At 70.5% G+C, this 18,972-nt stretch carries 22 protein-coding genes; 9 read left to right on the top strand and 13 right to left on the bottom strand.

All coding sequences use genetic code 11. The features are described 5' to 3' along the window. Positions 1 to 32: 32 nt before the first annotated feature. Together D7X96_RS00715 and exoP are read left to right on the top strand one after the other, a co-directional pair. Entirely contained in the window at positions 33 to 1,094 is a 1,062-nt protein-coding gene (locus D7X96_RS00715; RefSeq protein WP_120548247.1) for a glycosyltransferase family 4 protein, read from the top strand. 87 nt (positions 1,095 to 1,181) lie between these two features. Then, positions 1,182 to 2,384 carry a spore coat polysaccharide biosynthesis glycosyltransferase ExoP gene (gene exoP / locus D7X96_RS00720; protein ID WP_120548248.1) on the top strand — a complete coding sequence of 401 codons (1,203 nt, stop codon included), beginning with the start codon at positions 1,182 to 1,184 and terminating at the stop codon, positions 2,382 to 2,384. A gap of 64 nt (positions 2,385 to 2,448) precedes the next feature. On the opposite strand, the gene D7X96_RS00725 is transcribed toward exoP, so the two are convergent. Genes D7X96_RS00725 through thiS form a run of 6 tightly spaced genes read right to left on the bottom strand, consistent with a single transcriptional unit; the run spans position 2,449 to position 7,207 of the window. Further along, a complete protein-coding gene (locus tag D7X96_RS00725; RefSeq protein WP_120548249.1) occupies positions 2,449 to 3,633 on the bottom strand; it encodes a DUF4350 domain-containing protein in 1,185 nt (394 codons plus the stop codon). Beyond that, positions 3,630 to 4,514 carry a DUF4129 domain-containing protein gene (locus D7X96_RS00730; protein WP_121768732.1) on the bottom strand — a complete coding sequence of 295 codons (885 nt, stop codon included), beginning with the start codon at positions 4,512 to 4,514 and terminating at the stop codon, positions 3,630 to 3,632. The genes D7X96_RS00725 and D7X96_RS00730 overlap by 4 nt, the downstream gene beginning before the upstream one ends. A gap of 6 nt (positions 4,515 to 4,520) precedes the next feature. After that, complete coding sequence (locus D7X96_RS00735) at positions 4,521 to 5,564, bottom strand: hypothetical protein (RefSeq protein ID WP_121768733.1); 1,044 nt, start codon at positions 5,562 to 5,564, stop codon at positions 4,521 to 4,523. A gap of 22 nt (positions 5,565 to 5,586) precedes the next feature. Next, positions 5,587 to 6,189: a thiamine phosphate synthase gene (locus D7X96_RS00740; RefSeq protein WP_121768734.1), complete on the bottom strand. Its 603-nt coding sequence runs from the start codon at positions 6,187 to 6,189 to the stop codon at positions 5,587 to 5,589. A 2-nt stretch (positions 6,190 to 6,191) separates the two neighbouring features. Next, the gene (locus D7X96_RS00745) at positions 6,192 to 6,977 is read right to left on the bottom strand and encodes a thiazole synthase (protein ID WP_120552339.1); all 786 of its coding nucleotides are present in this window, start codon (positions 6,975 to 6,977) and stop codon (positions 6,192 to 6,194) included. Between the two features lie 26 nt (positions 6,978 to 7,003). Then, entirely contained in the window at positions 7,004 to 7,207 is a 204-nt protein-coding gene (gene thiS, locus D7X96_RS00750; RefSeq protein WP_014395831.1) for a sulfur carrier protein ThiS, read from the bottom strand. Positions 7,208 to 7,543: 336 nt separating this feature from the next. On the opposite strand from thiS, the gene D7X96_RS00755 reads away from it, so the two are divergent. From D7X96_RS00755 to D7X96_RS00770, 4 genes are all read left to right on the top strand, one after another. Next, on the top strand, positions 7,544 to 8,140 hold the full coding sequence (locus tag D7X96_RS00755; protein ID WP_233610242.1) for an SPFH domain-containing protein: 597 nt from the start codon (positions 7,544 to 7,546) through the stop codon (positions 8,138 to 8,140). Between the two features lie 221 nt (positions 8,141 to 8,361). After that, positions 8,362 to 9,495 carry a serine/threonine-protein kinase gene (locus D7X96_RS00760; protein WP_120552337.1) on the top strand — a complete coding sequence of 378 codons (1,134 nt, stop codon included), beginning with the start codon at positions 8,362 to 8,364 and terminating at the stop codon, positions 9,493 to 9,495. 64 nt (positions 9,496 to 9,559) lie between these two features. Next, entirely contained in the window at positions 9,560 to 10,567 is a 1,008-nt protein-coding gene (locus tag D7X96_RS00765) for a dipeptidase (protein ID WP_121768735.1), read from the top strand. 36 nt (positions 10,568 to 10,603) lie between these two features. After that, positions 10,604 to 10,984, top strand: coding sequence for a hypothetical protein (locus D7X96_RS00770; RefSeq protein WP_120552335.1), 381 nt, complete (start codon positions 10,604 to 10,606; stop codon positions 10,982 to 10,984). 1 nt (position 10,985) lies between these two features. Here the strand turns inward: D7X96_RS00770 and D7X96_RS00775 are convergent, their stop codons facing one another. Genes D7X96_RS00775 through D7X96_RS00790 form a run of 4 tightly spaced genes read right to left on the bottom strand, consistent with a single transcriptional unit; the run spans position 10,986 to position 13,453 of the window. Further along, complete coding sequence (locus tag D7X96_RS00775) at positions 10,986 to 11,357, bottom strand: carboxymuconolactone decarboxylase family protein (protein WP_244219401.1); 372 nt, start codon at positions 11,355 to 11,357, stop codon at positions 10,986 to 10,988. 30 nt (positions 11,358 to 11,387) lie between these two features. Then, positions 11,388 to 11,657 (bottom strand): carboxymuconolactone decarboxylase family protein, encoded by a 270-nt coding sequence (locus D7X96_RS00780; RefSeq protein ID WP_120552333.1) that lies wholly within the window; start codon positions 11,655 to 11,657, stop codon positions 11,388 to 11,390. 36 nt (positions 11,658 to 11,693) lie between these two features. Next, complete coding sequence (locus tag D7X96_RS00785; RefSeq protein WP_120552343.1) at positions 11,694 to 12,479, bottom strand: alpha/beta fold hydrolase; 786 nt, start codon at positions 12,477 to 12,479, stop codon at positions 11,694 to 11,696. Positions 12,480 to 12,511: 32 nt separating this feature from the next. Then, entirely contained in the window at positions 12,512 to 13,453 is a 942-nt protein-coding gene (locus tag D7X96_RS00790) for a magnesium transporter CorA family protein (protein ID WP_120552332.1), read from the bottom strand. A gap of 88 nt (positions 13,454 to 13,541) precedes the next feature. On the opposite strand from D7X96_RS00790, the gene D7X96_RS00795 reads away from it, so the two are divergent. Genes D7X96_RS00795 through D7X96_RS00805 form a run of 3 tightly spaced genes read left to right on the top strand, consistent with a single transcriptional unit; the run spans position 13,542 to position 16,722 of the window. Then, positions 13,542 to 14,687: a hypothetical protein gene (locus D7X96_RS00795; protein ID WP_120552331.1), complete on the top strand. Its 1,146-nt coding sequence runs from the start codon at positions 13,542 to 13,544 to the stop codon at positions 14,685 to 14,687. A gap of 11 nt (positions 14,688 to 14,698) precedes the next feature. Then, positions 14,699 to 15,529, top strand: a complete 831-nt coding sequence (locus D7X96_RS00800) for an HAD-IIB family hydrolase (RefSeq protein ID WP_233610167.1) — start codon at positions 14,699 to 14,701, stop codon at positions 15,527 to 15,529. Further along, on the top strand, positions 15,526 to 16,722 hold the full coding sequence (locus tag D7X96_RS00805) for a class I SAM-dependent rRNA methyltransferase (protein ID WP_120552329.1): 1,197 nt from the start codon (positions 15,526 to 15,528) through the stop codon (positions 16,720 to 16,722). The genes D7X96_RS00800 and D7X96_RS00805 overlap by 4 nt, the downstream gene beginning before the upstream one ends. 79 nt (positions 16,723 to 16,801) lie before the next feature. Here the strand turns inward: D7X96_RS00805 and D7X96_RS00810 are convergent, their stop codons facing one another. From D7X96_RS00810 to D7X96_RS00820, 3 genes are read right to left on the bottom strand one after another with little or no spacing between them, the layout of a single operon-like run. Continuing rightward, a complete protein-coding gene (locus tag D7X96_RS00810; RefSeq protein ID WP_233610166.1) occupies positions 16,802 to 17,308 on the bottom strand; it encodes a hypothetical protein in 507 nt (168 codons plus the stop codon). Further along, positions 17,305 to 17,733 carry a hypothetical protein gene (locus tag D7X96_RS00815; RefSeq protein WP_120552328.1) on the bottom strand — a complete coding sequence of 143 codons (429 nt, stop codon included), beginning with the start codon at positions 17,731 to 17,733 and terminating at the stop codon, positions 17,305 to 17,307. Before D7X96_RS00815 ends, D7X96_RS00810 begins: the two co-directional genes overlap by 4 nt. 36 nt (positions 17,734 to 17,769) lie before the next feature. Next, a complete protein-coding gene (locus D7X96_RS00820; protein ID WP_120552327.1) occupies positions 17,770 to 18,708 on the bottom strand; it encodes an alpha/beta fold hydrolase in 939 nt (312 codons plus the stop codon). Positions 18,709 to 18,972 lie beyond the last annotated feature (264 nt).

Here is an 18,972-nt window from a genome sequence, read left to right on the forward strand (position 1 = left end):
ACTTCGCTTCGTTCACGAAGAGGGCTTCCTTCATGCGCGTGCTGCTCGTCGGGGACTACCCGCCGCCGTACGGGGGCGTGGCCATCCACGTCCGTCAACTCCATCAATTTCTGCGCGACCGCGGGGTCGAAGCGAAGGTGCTCGATATCGGGAAGGGTGGCCGGCCGGCTCCGGACGTCCTTCCTGTCAACGGCGCCGCCGCCTTCGGCCTGCGGCTCGCGGGATTCACCTCCGCGGGCTGGACGGTCCACCTGCACACCAGCGGCAACAACCCGAAGGCGTGGGTGCTGGCGGCGCTGGTGGGCACCATGCCCGGACCGCGCTCGCCGCGCGTCATCACGCTGCACTCCGGGTTGATTCCGGACTACCTGGCGGAGTCGCAGTCCCGGCGCGTGTTCGCGCGCACGGCGCTGGCAGGCTACGCGCGGGTGATTGCCGTCTCCCCGGCGGTGCGCGACGCGGTGGTCGCGTGCGGCGTGCCGGAGGAGAAGGTCCTGGTGCATCCGGCCTTCTGCGGTTCGCAGGTGCGGCCCGGTCCGGTGACGCCGGAGGTGGAGGCCGCGCGGGCCCGGCGCAGCCCGCTGCTCGCGATGGCGCACCACCCGTCACCTGTCTATGGGCGCAAGCAGATGTTCCGCGCGCTGAAGCAGGTGGCGGAGACGCACCCGGGCGTGGGGCTGGCGCTGTTCGGTCCGGGCACGCGCTCCGAAGAATTCATCCGCGACGCGCGCGAGCTGGGCGTGGCGGGGCTCCTGGAGGACCTGGGCGAGCTGGAGCACGCGAAGGCGCTGGGGCTGCTGTCCCGGAGCGACGTGTTCATCCGGCCCACGACGCACGACGGGGACTCCATCTCCGTGCGCGAGGCGCTGGCCCTGGGCGTGCCGTGCGTGGCCAGCGACGTGTGCGCGCGGCCGGAGGGGACGCGGTTGTTCAAGGCCGGGGACGAGCGCTCGCTGGCGCAGGCGGTGCGCGACGCGCTGGCCGCGGGCCCGGCGAAGGTGATGGCCCCGGACGTGGGGCCGGTGTTGCTGGACGTGTACGCGGGGTTGATGCCGTCCGGCATGGCAGGTGCAGGAACCGTGAACGCGGCGTGACGGAGTGGGGACGGGTGGGGCGCCTTCGGAGACGCAAGGCGCGCTTCAGGGACTTCAGCACTGAACTTTTGACTTCAGGAGTGGACGATGCGGCGCAGTGAAGAGATGGACTTGTCGAAGCGGGCCCTTCGCGGGCGGGACCTGGTGGTGTTCTCCAACGACTGGGACGGGGATCCGCTGTCGAAGGTCCACATCATGCGGATCCTCTCGCGGGACAACCGCGTGCTGTGGGTGAACAGCATTGGCAACCGCGCGCCCAAGGCGAACGCGCACGACGCGCAGCGGATCATCAAGAAGCTGAAGACGTTCACCCAGGGCATCCGCGAGGTGGAGCCCAACCTGCACGTGCTGGCGCCGCTGGCGATTCCGTTCTACGGCTCGGAGACGGTGCGCCAGGCGAACCGCCACCTGCTGCGGCTCCAGGTGCTGCGCGCGATGAAGCAGCTGAAGTTCGAGCGCCCCATCTCCTGGAGCTTCCTGCCCGCGTCCGCGCCGGTGTCCGGCACGCTGGGCGAGGACTTCGTCGTGTACCACTGCGTGGACGAGTTCTCCGCGTTCAGCGACACGAACGGCAAGCACATCGCGGAGCTGGAGGAGCGCCTCTTGCGCCGCGCGGACATGTGCATCACGTCCGCGGAGCGCCTGTATGAGAACAAGAAGCGCCTCAACCCGCGCACGGTGCTGGTGCGCCACGGCACGGACTTCTCGCACTTCGTGAAGGCGTGCGACCCGGCCACGAAGATTCCGGAGGACATCGCGAAGCTGCCCAAGCCCATCATCGGCTTCTTCGGCCTGGTGGCGGACTGGATTGATCAGGACGCCATCATCGCGTGCGCGAAGGCGCACCCGGAGGGCTCGGTGGTCATCGTGGGCAAGACGACGCCGGACTGCGACGACAGCCGTCTGCGCGCGGTGCCCAACATCCACATGCTGGGCCGCAAGCCGTACGCGGACCTGCCGGGCTACAACAAGGCGTTCGACGTGGCGCTCAACCCGTTCGTCATCAACGAGCTGACGCTCAACTCCAACCCGCTGAAGGTGCGCGAGTACCTGGCGTCCGGCCTGCCGGTGGTGTCGTCTGATTTGCCGGAGGTCCGCAAGGTGGGCCTGTGCCGCATCGCCACCACGCCGGAGGACTACGTGAAGCAGGTCAACGCGGCGCTGGCGGACAACCCGGGCCCGAACCGGGAGCGCGCGGAGAAGATCTTCCACGAGAGCTGGGAGGCCCGCGTGGCGGAGATCCGCCAGCACGTGGGTGAGGCCATGCTCGCGGCGGGCAAGAAGCTGTAGGTCCGTCGGGCGGCAGGAGGGCGCGGGTCCGGAGCGTGCGAGCGCCCCGGGCACCGCGCCTTCGTCATTCCTGGAGGCCACCCGCGCGGCCCGTCACGCGGCGCTCCAGGAGGGCGTAGCGGCGCGCGAGGCGGGTGTAGTCCGCGGGGCGGATGGGAGTCTTCTCGCGCGTGCGCACGAGGTCCTCCTTCGCGTCCAGGTAGTCGCGCGCGGGCACGCCGCAGGTCTCCTCCAGGAGGCGCGCGGCCTCCGCGTCCGGCAGGGAGGGGGCGATGCCCAGGCGCTCGTGCATCAGGCGGCGCAGGCCCGTGTCGAGCTCCGGCAGCAGCTCCGCCTCCACCTTCGCGCGGCGCATGAGCCAGCCCAGGGAGCGCACGTACTCGCGAGACGAGCGGTGCCGCTCCACGCGCACGGGCCGGGGCGCGCCGAAGCGGGTGCCTCGGGAGATGACGTAGACGAGCCCCACGGCGAGGCTCTGCGCGATGAAGACCCAGAGTCCCTGGGACAGGGGAGGGCGGGTGACGACGGCGTGGTGGAACTCGTCGAAGCGCAGGGGCCCGCGCGCGGCGAGCGCATCCCAGAAGCGAAGGTTGTCGAGCAGTTCCAGGCGCCGGTTCTCCGCGAGGTCCGGGCCGGCGGTGACGTAGACCTCGCCCTGGCCCAGTCCCCAGCGCCACACCACGCCCGCGCCGCCCAGGCCCGCCAGAGGCACGGCGTCCTCGTGCTCCATGCGCAGGCTCCGGTCCCGGGCCACGCGCAAGAGGGACAGGTCTCGCAGCGGGCCCGCGGGCAGCCACACGTCCACGGTGACGCCGGCGGGGTCTACCCATTCGGAGGCCAGGCCCTGGTGGTTCGTGCCGGGCAGCGCGCCCGAGACGATGTGCAGCCACTCCTCCATGCCGGGCTGGTGGATGCCCAGCGCGTGAGGCGACAGGTACACGAGCGTTCCGCCGCCCCGGACGAAGCGCTCCAGTGAGGAGACCTCTTCCTTGGTGATGGGCTGGGCCTGGGGCGCGGCGATGATCAGCGTGCGAGTGCCGGAAGGAATGGACTCCAGGGACGACGTCTGCGCGCTGACGTCCCGTCCACGTTCCTGCAGATAGACAAACAAGGCCTTGAGCCCCAGAGGGCCCGGGTTCGAGATGGACGGAACAGGCGAGTCCGGCGGGGCCTCATGCGAGGCCAGGCCCACGGCCAGCGCCACGGCGATCATCAACCCCAGGACGACCGCGACGCGCGCGTTCCTCACGGCCGGCCCTCCGCGAGCGAGCCGTGCAACTGCTCCACGGACTCCACGAAGCGAGTGGCCTCTTCGCGCGACACCGGCTCCAGTGAATAGAAGGCCTGGTCGTACCAGCCCACCAGCCGTTCCACTTCACCCGTCACGCGCGCGGGGGCGCCTCTAGAGGGCAGCTCCGCGGCGAGCTCGCGGTTTGTCTTCACGCGGTCCGGCCGCGCCAGCTTGCGCTGCTCCAGCGTGGACAGCAGGCCCAGCAGTCCCTCGCGGATGGCCTCGCGCGCGTCCTCCGTCTCCAGCGCGGTGCGCGCCCGGCCCAGGTGTTCTCCAGGCGTGTCCAGCTCAAGAGGCGCGGCTTCACCTTCCACACCCGGCGTGGTGACTGCCTTCCGGTTGCGGCGCCAGCGAACCCGCAGCACACCGAACAGCACCACCGCCAACGCCAGGCCCAGCATCACCGCGCGCGTCGCCACCGCGAAGCCCTGCGCGCCGCGCGATTCGAAGAGGCCCTCCAGCCAGTTCTGAAGCTCGTGCAACAGGCGCGTCAGCAGGTCGCTGTTGCGCTGCCGGGCCCTCGCGAACTCCGGCCGGTCGAGGATGGCGCGCAGCCGCTCCGGTTCGCTTGTCACGCCGGGAGACACCGCGGGCTCCGCGTCCAGGGCGCACACGGCCTCCAGATAGACGGAGAGCTGCCGGGCCCGGTCGGGCGGCGTCTGTCCGGAGGTTCCTGGCGGCAGGGGGACGCCCTCCAGCGCCTCCACCAGCCGGTTCACCTCCGCGTTGAACGCGTCAGGCCGCGAGCGCGCCGTGTCCTCGAGCCGGCGCGACACGGCCTCCCGGTCCGCGCACGGGGGCAGGGCAGCCAGCAGGAGGAGCAGGGGCAGGGCGGGCACGGGAGGTCAGGGGGACGGCGTCGCCGGCTCCGCGGTCGCGATCCGCCGCTCCAGGTCCAGGCCCTCGCGGCGCACGCGCATGTCCACGTAGAAGAACGCGGACACCACGAAGCTCAGCGGCGTGAAGAAGGACTGCCCCACTACCTGCAACAACTCCGCGGGGACGAGCAGCGCCTGCGGAATGGCCGCCTGCGCCGCCGGATCCAACAAGTTGCCGCCATAGGCCAGCCGGACGATCCACGCGGGCAGCCCCGACACCAGGCTCACCGCGATGAGGATGCCGCCCACCACCGTGGACAGCACCATGGCCCGCACGGTGCCCCGGCCCATGAAGCCCGGCTCGACGCGGCCCTTCAGCAGGGCCCCGGAGCGCTTGAAGGCCTCCCACGCGCCCACGTCCTCCATGGCCAGCACGGGAGGCAGGAGCATGAAGCGCAGGAAGTACCAGAGGATCGCCGCCAGCGCGCCCAGGCCCAGCACGATCGCGCCGATGATGATCAGCGCGACGCTCACCACCGTGCTGCCGCCCGAGCCCTTGCCGGTGACGGCCGCGACCACCCCCAGCCCCATGACGACGGAGCCCGGCAGGCACAGCACGAGCGTCACGCCCACGGACCACACGAGCGACAGGAGATACGTCGCGGTCAGCGTCCCCAGACGCGACACCGCCCGGCGCAGGCCTTCCGAGGGACGCACCGGCTCCCCCAGCCGCGCGGGCACCACGTACCGGGCCGCCGCCGTGGTGGCGACCCAGAAGTTCCAGATGAGGAACACGTACAGCACGAGCATCAGACCCAGCGCGATGCCGGACTGGGTCAGCGCCTGCGAGGGGTCCGTGCCCGAGGGAGCCCCGCCAAGGCCAGGCAGCGCTCCCACCGTGCGCGCCATCACCACGGTGAACGCCTTGACCGCGATGTAGTTGAGCAGGTCGAAGCCCAGGCACAGCACGAACAGGGGCTTCAGGTGCGCGCGCCAGAACGTCGCGGCCCGGTCGATGATTTCTCCAATGGCCAGCGGGCGCAGCTCAACGGAGGTCGGGGAGGGCGTCACGGCCGCGCAGCATAGCGCTGCCTCAAGCTCGCGCGTCCAGCAACGCCCGCGCCGCCGCGCGCGGATCCTCCGCCTCCAGCACGGCGGAGATGACCGCGACACCCCAGGCCCCCGGCACCTCCCGGGCCCGCTCCGGCGTCATCCCGCCCAGCGCCAGGGCAGGGCAGGGCAGCCGCTCCGCGAGTCCCCTGAACCCATGAGGCCCCAGCGTGTCGCGCGTGTCCCCGGGCTTGGAGCCCGGAGCGAACACGGGGCTCACCAGCGCCAGGTCCGCGCCCACCGCTCCTTCCGCCTCGCGAGCGTCATGCACCGCCACGCTGACGAGCCGGTCCGGGGACAGGAACGGACGCACGTCGCGAGGAGAAGGGCCCGACGCGGGCAGGTGCAGGTGCGCGCCCACGAGCAGCGCGACCTCCAGCCTCCCGTTCACGAACAGCGCGCGGCCCCGGCACACCTCCGCCAGAAGCCGCGCCTCCTCCAGGAACAGCCGCCCGGAAGCCTCCGGGTGACGGTGCTGCACGGCGACCTCCGGCCCCGCCTCCAGCGCCCGCTCCAGCGCGGTGAGCAACCGCGCCCGGGGCAGCCGCCAGTCCGTGATGACCACGAGGCGGGGCAGGGGGGGCACCGCTACTCCACGAGCCCTTCAATGGGGCTGGACGCGGAGCCGTACGCCTTGCGCGGGATGCGGCCGGCAAGGAACGCGTCGCGGCCGGCCTCCACCGCCTTCTTCATGGCCACGGCCATGCGCACCGGGTCCTTCGCGCCCGCGATGGCGGTGTTCATGAGCAGCGCGTCCACGCCCAGCTCCATCGCGATGGCCGCGTCGGACGCCGTGCCCACGCCCGCGTCCACGATGACCGGCACCTTCACCACCTCACGGATGAGCCGCAGGTTGTGCGGGTTGCGGATGCCCAGGCCGCTGCCGATGGGCGCCGCCAGCGGCATCACCGCCGCGCAGCCCGCGTCCTCCAGCTTGCGCGCGGTGATGGGGTCGTCGCTGGTGTACGGCAGCACCGTGAAGCCTTCCTTCACCAGGATGCGAGCGGCCTTCACCGTCTCCTCGACGTCCGGGTAGAGCGTCTTCTCGTCGCCAAGCACTTCCAGCTTCACCCACTTGCTCATGCCCAGCTCTTCGGCCAGCCGGCACGTGCGCACCGCGTCCTCCGCCGTGTAGCAGAGCGCCGTGTTGGGCAGGAGGCGCATCTTGTTGCGGTCGATCCAGTTCATCAGCGACGCCTCGCCCGTCGCCTTCAGGTCCAACCGCCGCACCGCCACCGTGACGAGCTCCGCGCCCGACGCTTCGTGGCACTGCTTCATCACCTCGTGGCTGGGGTACTTCCCCGTCCCGACGATGAGCCGCGAGGTGAACGTCACCCCCGCCAGCGTGAAAGGCTTGTCCGCGATGCCGCTCATGACCGTCTCCTCGTAAGGGCCTGCGCTCACCCGCCACCGACGAAGGTGACGATCTCCACCCGGTCCCCGTCCTGGAGCCGGTGCTCCGGATGACGGGCGCGGCGCACCACCTCCGCGTTCACCTCCACCGCCACCCCCGGGCCACTGCCCAGGTTCAGCAGCGCCAGCAGGGACGAAAGGGTGCTGCCCTCCGGCAGCGTCCGCGCTTCTCCGTTGACCCACACGTTCATGGCCTCACGGCTCCTTCCGGCCCCCTCAGGACGGGACCCGCCGGTGCCAGTACAAGGGCGGTTCTGCCCTGTCAACGCACAGCCTCCCCCACGCAAAAGCCCTGCTACAGCGCACCGGAACGGATTTTTCGCGCCCGGATGCGTTTTGTTCCGCTTCCCCAGCAGGCAGGGCGGCAGGCCCTCCCTCGTACGCGGGCCGCCCCTGCGCACCCCCCGGCTCGCTGACAAGCGCTGTGCAGGTACGAGGGGAGCGACCAGTTTCTGCCCAACGCCGGGGAACAAATCACCGGCACTCAAGAACACACTCACAGGGGGCGGTCACACATGCGGAAGCTCATGATTGCGGTCACGGCGGTCGCGGGTCTGACGATGGTCACCGGCTGCAAGAAGGACGATGTCCAGTCGCAGCGCGAGGACGTCGCCGAGGCCCGTCAGGAAGCGGCGCAGGAGACGGCCGAGGCGCGCCAGGACGAGAGCAAGGAGCTGGCGTCGGCGCAGGAGAACGCGAACGAGGACATCGCGGAGGCGCGCCAGGACGCGAACGACAAGATCGCCGGCGCCAACGAGGAGGTCCGTGACGAGGAGAAGGACCTGGCCGAGGCGCAGGCCAACCGCAATGAGGACCTGGCCGAGGATACGGCCGCGGGCGGCTCCGGCATGGCCGGCACCACCAGCGCCGCGGCGGCCACCACCGTCAACGGCCGCGTGCTGTCCAAGTCCGGTGACACGCTGACGCTGGTGGACAGCACCAACAAGGAACTGAAGATCAAGACCAACGACAAGACCGCGATGCTGGACAACTCCCGCAAGGCGGTGAAGCTGGACGACATCGAGGAAGGCTCGCAGGTGCGCGCCTCCTACGTGATGGACGGCAAGGACATGGTCGCCCGCGACGTCACCCTGGTGGCGCCGGTGAAGAAGCTGGACAAGTAACCCCGCGCCTCACGCGCCTTTGTCCCAAGCGGACTGGGGAAAATACTTGAAGGCAGCGGCTCCCACCCTCGCGGTGGGGGCCGTTTCCTTTTTTGTCGGGGAGATGCCCGGTGGGGTCGGATGGGGATGTCTGACCCGGGTGGTAGGACGCGGGCGTGAGGACTTCCTCATGGCTTCCCACGCCCGGGAAGCGCCTTCTCCCGTCAGGAGCGTCATCCACGATGGCCACCCATCCCCCCGCGTATTCCGCGTCCCGGCCCTTCATCCTCTTCACCACCGGGGCCACGTCCTATGAGCTGGTGCGCTACCTGGGGTCGCGCGCCGGAGGGGAGCTGCTGCTCGCCCGCCGGCACTACGCGCGCACGCCGGGCGGGCTGGTGCTGATCAAACGCCTGCGCGACGTGACGGATGACGTGGCGCGGGCGCGGCTGCGTGAAGAGGTGAAGCTGCTCATGCGGCTGTCCCACCCGGCCATCGCGCCGGTGTACCTGGTGCGGGTGCACGACGGCGCGCCCCACCTGGTGACGGAGTACGTGGACGGGCCGTGCCTGGAGACGCTGTCCAGCTTCGCGGCGCTGCGGCGGCGGCCCTTTTCGGAGGCGTTCGCCGCGTACCTGGGGGCGGAGGTGGCGGACGCGCTCCACCATGCCCACTCGCTGGAGGACGCGCGCGGCCTGCCCGTGGGCGTGGTCCACCGCGACATCAGCCCCCGCTCCGTGCGGGTGGACGTGCATGGGCGGGTGCGGCTGTCGGACTTCGCGTTCGCGTGGTCGCGGCTGCCCGGGCGCGTGGTGACGGAGCCGGGGCTCGTGCGCGGGGACGTGGCCTATGCCTCGCCGGAGGCGCTGGAGGGACAGCCGCTGGATGGCCGCGCGGACCTGTTCTCCCTGGGCATGGTGCTCCTGGAGCTGCTCACCGGGCTGCACCTGCTGGACCTGGACGACGTGGAGCGCGCCGCGCAGCAGGCCCAGCCCGTGCCCGGCACGCGCGGGCTGTGCGCGGAGACGCCCAGCTGGCTCCCCGCGCCGCTGATGGCCGCGCGCATGGCGTGCCTGACCCAGGCCCACGTGGAGCAGGCCACGCGCGGGCTGTCACCGGGCATGCGGGCGGTGCTCCAGAAGGTGCTCCAGCGCGACCGGGAGCTGCGCTTCCAGACGGGCGCCCAGCTGCGGGACGCGCTCCGGGGGCTGCTGACCGCGGAAGGGCGCCCCTATGGTCCTCCGGAAGCGCTGCGCGAGGTGGCGGAGGTGCGCACGGACGCGCTCGTGGGCCCGGCGGGGGAGGCGGAGGCGGGGCTCCCGCTGGAGGACGACCTCTGGGATGGCTGCGACGACGACGGCGCGGACTGGACGTGAGGCGTGACGGACAGATGGCCCGGGGCGCTTGTCATCGCGGGAGGCCGTGGCGAAGACTGCTGGCATGGGTGACGTGAAGGAGCTGCACCGTCAGTGGTGCATCGCGGACGGGCACGCGGATTCGCTGATGTGGAACCGCGACCTGTGCGAGCGGTCAACGGAAGGGCACGTGGACTTCCCCCGCCTGCGCGAGGCGGGGGTGAAGCTGCAGTGCTTCACGCTGGTGACCCGGGGCTTCCCCTTCATTGGCGGCTTCCCGCTGTTCGCCGCGTGGCGCAAGTGGCCCCGCGAGGCGCGCGGCGGCGAGTGGACGCGCGCGCTCTGGCAGATTGAGCAGTTGGACGCCTTCTGCGCCCGCTCCGGGGACACCGTGCGCGTCGCCACCACCGGGGCGGGGCTGGAGGACAACCTCGCGAACGGGCGGCTGTCCGCGGTGCTGGGCGTGGAGGGCGGCCACGCCATTGAAGGCCAGGTGGAGCGGATCGCGGAGCTGCACCGGCGCGGGGTGCGCTTCATGGGGCTCACGCACCTGTCCAACAACGACCTGGGCGGTTCGTCCTTCCCCATGATGGGCAACCGGGGGCTCACGCCGCTGGGACACCAGGTGATGGAGGAGATGGCCCGCCTGGGAATGAGCGTGGACGTGGCGCACGCTTCCGAGCAGACGCTCGCGGACCTCTTCACCCATCCCACGGTGCGCTTCTTCTGCTCGCACACGGGCGTGCGCGCCGCGGGCGGTGGCTGGCGCAACCTGTCCGACGAGGCGCTGCGCACCATCGCCGCGCGCGGTGGCGTGGTGGGCATCATCCTGGCGCCGGTGTACCTGGGCGGGGACACGTGGGACGACGTGGTCCGCCACGTGGAGCACGCGGTGGACGTCATGGGGGAGGAGGGGGTGGGCGTGGGCAGTGACTACGACGGCATGGTGGCGCTGCCCCGGGGCATGCGGGACGTGACGGATTTGCCGCGACTCACGGAAGCCCTGCTCAAACGACACCCGGAGTCCTGGGTGGAACGTGTGATGGGTGGCAACTTCCGGCGTTACTTCCGGGAGACGCTCGGCGGCGGTTGACAGCGAAATACCTGTCGAAAAGAGTCGCCGCCACCCATGAAACGTCTCTCCCTCGCGCTCCTGGCCCTCGTCGGTTCCTTCCTCCTCTCCGGCTGTGGAGGGCCGGGCTCGGGCGACTCGTGTGACGGCGGCGACTACGTGTGCCAGGACGACGCGCAGGCCCTGGAGTGCCGCAACGGCACCTGGCGTCCGCTGGCGTGCCGTGGGCCGCTGGGCTGCCGCGAGCTGGCGGACAGCGTGCGGTGCGACACGTCCCTCAACCAGGAGAATGACGGGTGCGCCGTGGCCGCGGAGGGCAAGGGCACGTGCAGCCCGAACGGCAACGCGCTCCTCACGTGCCAGCAGGGCGTGCTGGTGAAGACGGCGGATTGCTCGTCGTGCGCGGTGCAGGACTCGCAGGCCGTCTGCCAGCCCTGATTCAGGCGATGTCAGCGCTCCGGGTCCCCGCCGGAGGATGGCGGTGGGGAGCCCGGGGGGGCGCGGGCAGGTAGCCGCCCGCGGCCATGCGCTTCGCGGACCGCTCGTACATGGCCGGTGAGAGGCCCTGCACTCCGGTGCCGTCAATCCACCGGTTGTAGAAGTTGAAGAGGGCGCAGACGGAGACCGCGTCGTAGACGGCCTCATCCGTCCAGCCGGCTGCCTTCAGGCGCTCCACGTCCTCGCGGCGCACGTCTCCGGGCGCGTCGTTGAGTTGGTCCACGAAGGCGAACAGCGCCTTCTCGGCCTCCGGGATGGGGGCCGTCTTCACATCGTCCAGCACCGCCTGGACGCGCTCCGTGCTGCCCAGCAATTCCGCCGCGACCGCGGCGTGAGAGCCCGTTCAAAATACGCAGGCGTTGCGCCGCGACGTGTACGCGGCGATGAGCTCCCGCAGCCCGGCGGACAGCGGGGACGGGCCGCGCATCACCTCATGCGTGAAGGCGGACAGCGCGTCCGTCATGCGCGGCTTGAAGGCGAACAGGTGCCAGATGCCCGGCGGCGTCATGCCCCCGGCCCGCGCCATGGCAATCATCTTCCCGTAGTGCCCGTCGGACTCGTGCGACTCGACGTCGGGCAGGTACATGGGCTCCGGAGCGGGGGACTTCATCATCGCGCACTTCCCTTGCGAGAGGACGGCAGACGTCCATCAGGCCAGCGACGCGAGGAAGCTGTCCAGCACCGAGTTGAACGCCTCCGGCTGTTCCTGGTTGGGCAGGTGCGCCGCGCCGGGGATGACCTCCAGCCGCGCGCCCTGCACCAGGTCCGCCATCTGCTTCGCCTTCGCCAGCGGCGTCACCGCGTCGTGCTCGCCCACGACAATCAGCGCGGGCCCGGCGTAGCGCGCGAGCAGGTCCTTGCTGTCCACCCGCAGCGCCATGCCCCGCTGCGCGGCGGCGATGGACTCCGGCGGCACGGCCAGCCCCAGCTTCGTCACCTCGCGGCCCACCGGCGAGTCCGGCCCCGCGTGGACCAGCTTGGGCACCAGCCCCTGGACGACGGACGCCGAGCCCTCCTTGAGCGCCTGCTGCGCGGTGGCCTCGCGCTTGTCCTTCCCGGCGGCGTCGTCCGCGGTGCACTGCGTGTCCGACAGCACCAGCCCGCGCACCCGGCCCGGGTCCTCGCGCAGGAGCGCCAGGGCCGCGTAGCCGCCCATGGACACGCCGCCCACCACCGCGGTGTCAATGTTCAGCGCGTCCAGGAGCGCGAGCGCGTCCTGCGCCAGCTTTCGCATCTCCGTGGGGCCTTCACCCAACCGGCTCTGGCCGAAGCCGCGCAGGTCCGGCACGAGGAAGCGGTAGCGCCCGGACAGCGCGGCCACCTGCCGGTCGAACGCGGAGCCATCCAGCGGGAAGGCGTGCATGAGGAGCACCGGCAGCCCCTGGCCCACGTCCCGGTAGAACAGCGGAGTCCCATCCACGGCGACCGTCAGCATGCGTGCCTCCCACCGAGCCGCGCGCGGCGTCATCAAATCCACTTCTTGTACTTGAACCAGCCGACGAGCCCCAACGGGAAGCCCACCATGGTCCCCCACATGGCGGCGTACCACCATGGTCCCGTCAACTGTTCGAAGTTCTGCCCGAAGAAACCCACGATGAAGGACAGGGGCAGGAAGAGGGTGGCGAAGATGGTGAGCTGCTTGCTGATGTCGTTGGTGCGCTGGGCCACCATGGACAGGTAGCCGTCCATCACGTTGCCCACCACGTCGCGGCTGGCGTCAATCTGCTCGTACAGCCGCACCAGGTGGTCGTAGACGTCGCGGAAGTACAGCGTCGTCTTCTCCTGAATCTGCGGGATGCCCCGGCGCGACAGCATGCCCACCACGTCCCGCTGCGGGGACAGCACGCGGCGCAGCGTCACCAGCGCGCGCTTGAGCTGGAAGATGCGCTGCAGGTGCTCCGGATCCGGCTCGGCGAAGATGGCGTCCTCCAGGTCGTCCAGCCGGTCGCCGAAGTCGTCCATGATGGGGAACTGCGCGTCCACGAGCGCGTCCGCGAGCAGGTAGAGGATGACGTCCACGCCCCGGCCCAGCGTGCCCGCGGGGTCGTCCTTCACGCGCCTCAGGACGGAGTCATGGCCCGGCAGCTTCAGCGCGTGCACGCTGATGAGCCAGTCCTGCGCGAGGAAGAAGTGCTGTTCGTGCAGCGTGAGCTCCGTGACGTCCGAGCCGCAGCTGAAGCCCTGCATCACGATGAACTGGTGGTGCGGGTACTCCTCCAGCTTGGGCCGCTGGTCCAGGTGCAGGCAGTCCTCCACGGCCAGGCGGTGCAGCTGGAAGCGCTCGGCCAGGCGGCCCATCACCTCCGCGTTCGGCTCCAGCACGTCGATCCACTTGGGCCCCGGCCGGTCGAGCAGCTCTTCACCCCCCGAGACAGCCCTGCCGTCCTCCCACAGACAGACCTGGATCATTTCCGTGGACTCCCCGGCCCAGCTGATGGGCCCGGGACGCTTGCTAGAACTCCCCGGACGCGATGTCGAGCGGTAGAGTGGGGGCAACGTGTCCGCTGCCGCCGAGAATCCCCCGCTGGCCTCATTGACCCCGAGGCTCGAACAAATCCTCCAGTCGCTGCCCGACCGCGCCTTCGCCGCGCGGCTGCGAGCGGTGTATCTCGCCGCGGCCCATGCCATCTCCCGGCTGAGCGACCTGGACCTGGTGAAGTACGAGACGCCCGTCGTCGACGCCAGCCCCGACCTGTCGCTGTGGGAGGAGATGGCGCCCGTCATCCGCGACACGGTGATGGACGTCAACGCGCTGCTCAACGTCATCCGGGAGCAGTTCCCCGGCACGCCCCCGCCGTCCGCGTCGCGCGGCAAGGGCTCCACGGACGTGCCCGCCATCCTCCAGGAGGGCATGACGAAGCTGGCCCAGAGCATCACCCAGCTGGGCGAGGCCATGCGCAACCCGTCCGTGGTGAGCGACCGCTGGCAGCTGTTGGCGGAAATCCAACGCTTCCGGTCCGACTACCGCGAACAGATGAGCCAGCTCGTCTTCGAGTCCGCGAGCACCTTCGGCGAGGTGTCCCGCGCCCAGGTGGTGCCCGGCTACGAGGCGGAGGTGAAGGCGGCCGTCACGGTGCGCGCCATCACGTCCGACCTGGCCCGCATCGTCGGGGCGCGGCTCAACAAGGTGCGCGACGCGAAGCCGGAGGAGGTGCTGTGGAACGCGCAGCAGCTCCAGACGGAGCTGGACGCCTTCGGCCGCACCGCCGCGTACCGGAACCTGCGCGCGCAGGACAAGCGCCACATCGTGGAGGCCCGCGCGGAGATTGGCGCGCTCGCGCTCCAGGACGCCCCGGAGAAGCAGGCGCTGCTCACCGTGACGGAGTCGCTGGATGAGCTGGTGCGCAGCCTGTCCGCGGTGAACCAGCGCCAGCTGCTCATCCTCCACGACCGCGAGGTGTGGGCCGCGTGCGGCGTGCGCCTGGAGCGCGCGCTTGCCCAGTCCACGAAGGACCCCGTCGCGTCCGCCAAGGCGCTGGCGGAGGCCGCGGCCAGTGCGCAGTCGCTCTATGGCCGGGACCCCACGATGGACGCGTTCCTGCGCAAGGCGCGCAAGCTGAAGCTCGCGACGCTCACGGGCCCGGAGCTGCTCACCACCATCGAGTCCTTCCAGTCCCAGCTGGCGCAACTGGACGTGATGTGAAGGCCGCGGACATGAAGGCCGGAGCGCCGCGCCCCTTGAGGCAGGCGGACCTGTCCGGCGTGCAGGGCGTCTTCACCGACGTGGACGGCACGCTGACGACGGGCCACAAGCTGCGCAGCCAGACCCTCCAGTCCCTGGAGAAGCTGTCCGCCGCGGGCCTGCGCGTGGTGCTGGTGAGTGGCCGCCCGGCGGGGTGGGGTGAGGCATGGGCCCGTCAGCTCCCCGTGGACGGCGTCGTGGTGGAGAACGGCGGGCTGTTCTTCCTCAAGGACGCGAAGGGGAAGCTTCGGAAGGTGTACCTGGAGCCGCCTGCCCAGCGCGTGGCGAACCGCCAGCGCCTGGAGGAGGAGGTCGAGCGCGTGCTCGCCCAGGTGCCCGGCGCGCGGCTGTCCGTGGACAGCCGTTACACGGAAGTGGACCTGGCGGTGGATTACAACGAGGAGGCCCGGCTGGGAGACGAAGGGGCCTCCCGCATCGAGGCGCTGCTCCGGGCGCGGGGCGTGACGGCGGTGCGTTCGTCCGTCCACGTCAACTGCTGGCTGGGCCGCTTCGACAAGCTCTCCGCGTCGCGCCGCTTCGCGAAGGTGGCGTGGGGCGAGAAGCTGGACCCCGCGGACGGCCGGTACGTCTACGCGGGGGATTCTTTCAACGACGCTCCGATGTTCCAGGCGTTCAAGCTGGGCGTGGGCGTGGCCAACGTGCGCGCGGTGTTGGATCGCATCGACGCGCCGCCGGCCTTCATCACCCGGGCGCCCGAGGGGCGGGGCTTCGAGGAGCTGGCTCGCGCCCTCCTCGCCCGCCGCCGGACGGCCCGCAGTCGCAGTCGAGGAGTTTCAACGTGAATGTCGTGAAGCTGGAGCTGGCCCGAGGCCTGGGGCGTCACCTGCGCGCGGGGCACCCATGGGTGTTCCGCAAGGCCCTGGAGCACATGCCGCGGATCCCGGCCGGCAGCGTGGTGGACCTGACGGAGAACGGGAAGTTCGTCGCGCGCGGGTACTACGACCCGCACTCGGCCATCGCGGTGCGCGTGCTCACGCGGGACTCGCGTGAGACGGTGGACTCGCGCTTCATCACCCAGCGCGTGCAGCGCGCCCTGGCCGCGCGCACGGCGCTCATCGACCTGAAGGACACGGACAGCTACCGCCTCATCCACGGCGAGGGCGACGGCCTGCCCGGCGTGGTGGTGGACCTGTACGCGGGCTGGGCGGTGATGAAGCTCTACTCCGCGGGCCTCACCCCGTACCGCCCCCTCATCGTGGAGGCGCTGAAGGCGGGCGTCCCGGGCCTCAAGGGCATCCTCGGCCGCGACGAGGTGGGGCGCGACGACGTGGAGGAGGACGACGGGCGCGGCAGCGGGAAGATGCTGTGGGGCGAGGAGGCCCCGGAGCTCATCCCCATCCGCGAGCGCGGCGCCATCTTCCTGGTGGACGCGTGGAAGGGGCAGAAGACGGGCTTCTTCCTGGATCAGCGTGAGAACCGCTACCTCATCCGCCGGCTGGGGCAGGGCAGGGACGTGCTCAACTGCTTCAGCTTCAGCGGCGGCTTCTCCGTGAACGCGGCGCTGGGCGGGGCCAACAGCGTCTTCTCCGTGGATCAGGACCCGGAGGCCATCGCCCTGGCGCGGGAGAACTTCACGCGCAACGGGCTGCCGGCGGCGAAGCACGACTTCCTGGCGGCGGACGTGTTCGCGCTCATCCAGTCCTTCAAGGAAGAGGGCCGCACGTTCGACCTCATCATCCTGGACCCGCCCGCCTTCGCGAAGAGCCAGCGCGCGGTGGAGGCGGCCGTGGACGGCTACGCGTCCCTCAACCGGCAGGCGCTGGCGCTCTTGCGTCCCGGCGGCCTGCTGGCCACCGCGTCGTGCTCCGCGCGCGTGACGGGCGACATGTTCATGGGCGCCGTGCGCGAGGCGGGCTTCAAGGCCGGCGTGGACCTGGCGCTGGTGGAGGAGCGCTACCAGCCGCCGGATCACCCCGTGCGCCTGCAGTTCCCGGAAGGGAAGTACCTGAAGTTCTACGTGATGCAGTCGGTGTAGCGGCGCTTCACCGGGCCCCGGGGCGCGCTGTCCATGCAGCGCGCCTCCCAGGAGGCTCGGGAGCGGCCCGGGAAGGCTCTCAGGTCCCGAAGACCTTGTGGGCCACGCGGTCCAGCACGTCCTTGCCCCAGACGACGCTGGCCTTGCCCAGCCGGTCCAGGTCGCGGGTGAACTCGCGGCCGTCCGGCATGACTTCGTAGGTGCGGGTCAGGAAGAGATTGCCGGTGTCGGGCTCGAAGTCGACGTTGCCGCCGCCCGTGTCCGTGCCTTCTTCCTGCTGCTGCCGGAAGCCCTCGATGATGCCGGGCTTGGGCGGTTCGCGGAACCGGTAGATGAGGGCGCTGCACTTGAGCGCCGGCGGCGACTCGACGTGCTCGAAGGCGTACTGGCCTTCGCCGTTCATCATGCCGCCCAGCCCCTGTTCATTGAGGCCTTCGGAGACGCCGGCGCCCTGGGACTGGAGGTACCACTTCACCAGCTGCCGGGCCGCGTCGCGCGTCATCGGCCCTCCAGCGGGCGGCGCGGGACGCGCCAGGCCCATGGAGGACAGGAGCCACTGGACCTTGCTGGAGAAGGAGCTGATCACTTCGCGGGGATGACGCGATCCGCGACGCGGTTGAACACTTCGTCGCCCCACACGAGACTGGCTTCCACGAGCCGGTCGAGGTCTTCCTTGAACTGCTGCGCCGACGGCACCACGCCGTAGGTGCGGCTCAGGAAGAGGCTCTTGTTCTCGGCCTCGTAGTCCACCTTGCCGCCGCCGGTGTCCGTGCCCTTCTTCTCTTCGTCACGGAACCCGTCGATGACGCCCGGACGGGGCGCGTCGCGGAAGCGGTAGATGAGGGCGCTGCACTTCAGCGCCCCCGAGTCCTTCACGTGCTCGAAGTAGATCTGCGCTTCGCCAAGAGCGGCGCCGCCAAATCCCTTCGCGTTCAGCCCGGAGGCCTGCGCATCGCCTCCGTGGGCCTGGATGAATGACTGCACCAGCCGCTGGGCATCTTCGAGCGTCATACGTGCAGTCATACCAGTCCAGGCCCGGGATGAGAACTAGCCGGCGCGCGCCTGGTCGAACGGGACGCGCTGGTTGAGGTACGTGTCGTTGATGTTGTGCGCGCCGGAGAAGATGCTCTTCTCGGAGAAGTAGCGGATCTTCGCGTCCTTGCCCGCGTGCTTGAGCAGGTCCAGGGGGCTCTTGCCGCTGGTGCCCAGGCCGAACAGGCCCGGCACGGGGTCCTTGTCGTTGACGTAGTGGACGTACTTGGGGCCGTCCGGGTAGGTCGCCGCCGCGGCGCCGAAGGTCTCCACGGAGACCTTGCCCAGCTTCTCCTGGACCTGCGCGGGGGACAGACCGTCTTCGATGCGCAGCCGCTTGGCCACGTCGTTCAGCGCGCGGCTGGTGATGAGGCCACCCTGGCTGTGCGCCATCAGGTGCACGTCACGGCCGGCCTTCAGCTCCGTGTAGAGCGAGTCCGCCAGCGTGTCCACGGCCGGGTTCTTGCCCTTGTCCATCTTGTCCGTGACGCACTGGCCCAGGTCCTTGAAGAAGCCCTCGGTGGAGTTGTGGATGCCGATGGTCTTCTGACCCGTCTTGTCCGCGATGGCCTGCAGCGTGGTCTCCTGACCCGCCTTGTCCGTCATCATCCCGTTCACGTAGATGATGGTGCCCGGCTGCTTCACGCCGCCCTTGGGCTCGTACGCGGGGACCTGGCTCAGCGGGGTGCTGGCGTCGAAGGCCTGCCCGCCCTTGCCCATGATCTTGCCGTCATAGGCCTTGTCCTTCGCGCCCGCCGGGGCGGTGAACACGGCCGCGGGGGCCGCGGTGCGCACCGCGCTGTTCGTCGCCTTCGCGTCGAAGCCATCCTTCACGGTGTTGACCGGCTTCGCCGTGACCGGGGTCGCCGTCTTGGCCGGGGCGGCCGCGCCGGTCCCCGTGGTCGTGGTGGTGCGCGCGATGGTGTTGTTGGAGGTGCGCCCGATGGTTCCCATGGCTTGAGGCTCCTGCGGTGTGCGGATTTTTGAAGGGGGGAGGGAAAGCTTGCTGCGTTGATCCATTCTCACCCGAAGCGCCGAAAAGTTGCGAGCAGGTCACGGAATGTGTGCAACGCGCTGCGTCGCCGGAACTCCGGCGGGCGGCTCCGGGGGGAGGGCTTAAGGTGGGGGCATGGTCCAGAAAGGTCAGTTCCTGGAGCGCTCCACCCTCATCCCGGTGGGTTCGGACGGCGCGGTGATGGAGGGCACGGTGCACCGGGG

Source organism: Corallococcus interemptor (assembly GCF_003668875.1).
Lineage (GTDB): Bacteria > Myxococcota > Myxococcia > Myxococcales > Myxococcaceae > Corallococcus > Corallococcus interemptor.

What these genes read in the sequence shown, in the direction of transcription:
- D7X96_RS00715 (WP_120548247.1), top strand. Translation starts at nt 33, where the DNA reads ATGCGCGTGCTGCTCGTCGGGGACTACCCGCCGCCGTACGGGGGCGTG.
- exoP (WP_120548248.1), top strand. Translation starts at nt 1,182, where the DNA reads ATGCGGCGCAGTGAAGAGATGGACTTGTCGAAGCGGGCCCTTCGCGGG.
- D7X96_RS00745 (WP_120552339.1), bottom strand. Translation starts at nt 6,977, where the DNA reads ATGAGCGGCATCGCGGACAAGCCTTTCACGCTGGCGGGGGTGACGTTC.
- thiS (WP_014395831.1), bottom strand. Translation starts at nt 7,207, where the DNA reads ATGAACGTGTGGGTCAACGGAGAAGCGCGGACGCTGCCGGAGGGCAGC.
- D7X96_RS00755 (WP_233610242.1), top strand. Translation starts at nt 7,544, where the DNA reads ATGATTGCGGTCACGGCGGTCGCGGGTCTGACGATGGTCACCGGCTGC.
- D7X96_RS00760 (WP_120552337.1), top strand. Translation starts at nt 8,362, where the DNA reads ATGGCCACCCATCCCCCCGCGTATTCCGCGTCCCGGCCCTTCATCCTC.
- D7X96_RS00765 (WP_121768735.1), top strand. Translation starts at nt 9,560, where the DNA reads ATGGGTGACGTGAAGGAGCTGCACCGTCAGTGGTGCATCGCGGACGGG.
- D7X96_RS00770 (WP_120552335.1), top strand. Translation starts at nt 10,604, where the DNA reads ATGAAACGTCTCTCCCTCGCGCTCCTGGCCCTCGTCGGTTCCTTCCTC.
- D7X96_RS00780 (WP_120552333.1), bottom strand. Translation starts at nt 11,657, where the DNA reads ATGATGAAGTCCCCCGCTCCGGAGCCCATGTACCTGCCCGACGTCGAG.
- D7X96_RS00785 (WP_120552343.1), bottom strand. Translation starts at nt 12,479, where the DNA reads ATGCTGACGGTCGCCGTGGATGGGACTCCGCTGTTCTACCGGGACGTG.
- D7X96_RS00790 (WP_120552332.1), bottom strand. Translation starts at nt 13,453, where the DNA reads ATGATCCAGGTCTGTCTGTGGGAGGACGGCAGGGCTGTCTCGGGGGGT.
- D7X96_RS00800 (WP_233610167.1), top strand. Translation starts at nt 14,699, where the DNA reads ATGAAGGCCGGAGCGCCGCGCCCCTTGAGGCAGGCGGACCTGTCCGGC.
- D7X96_RS00815 (WP_120552328.1), bottom strand. Translation starts at nt 17,733, where the DNA reads ATGACGCTCGAAGATGCCCAGCGGCTGGTGCAGTCATTCATCCAGGCC.
- D7X96_RS00820 (WP_120552327.1), bottom strand. Translation starts at nt 18,708, where the DNA reads ATGGGAACCATCGGGCGCACCTCCAACAACACCATCGCGCGCACCACC.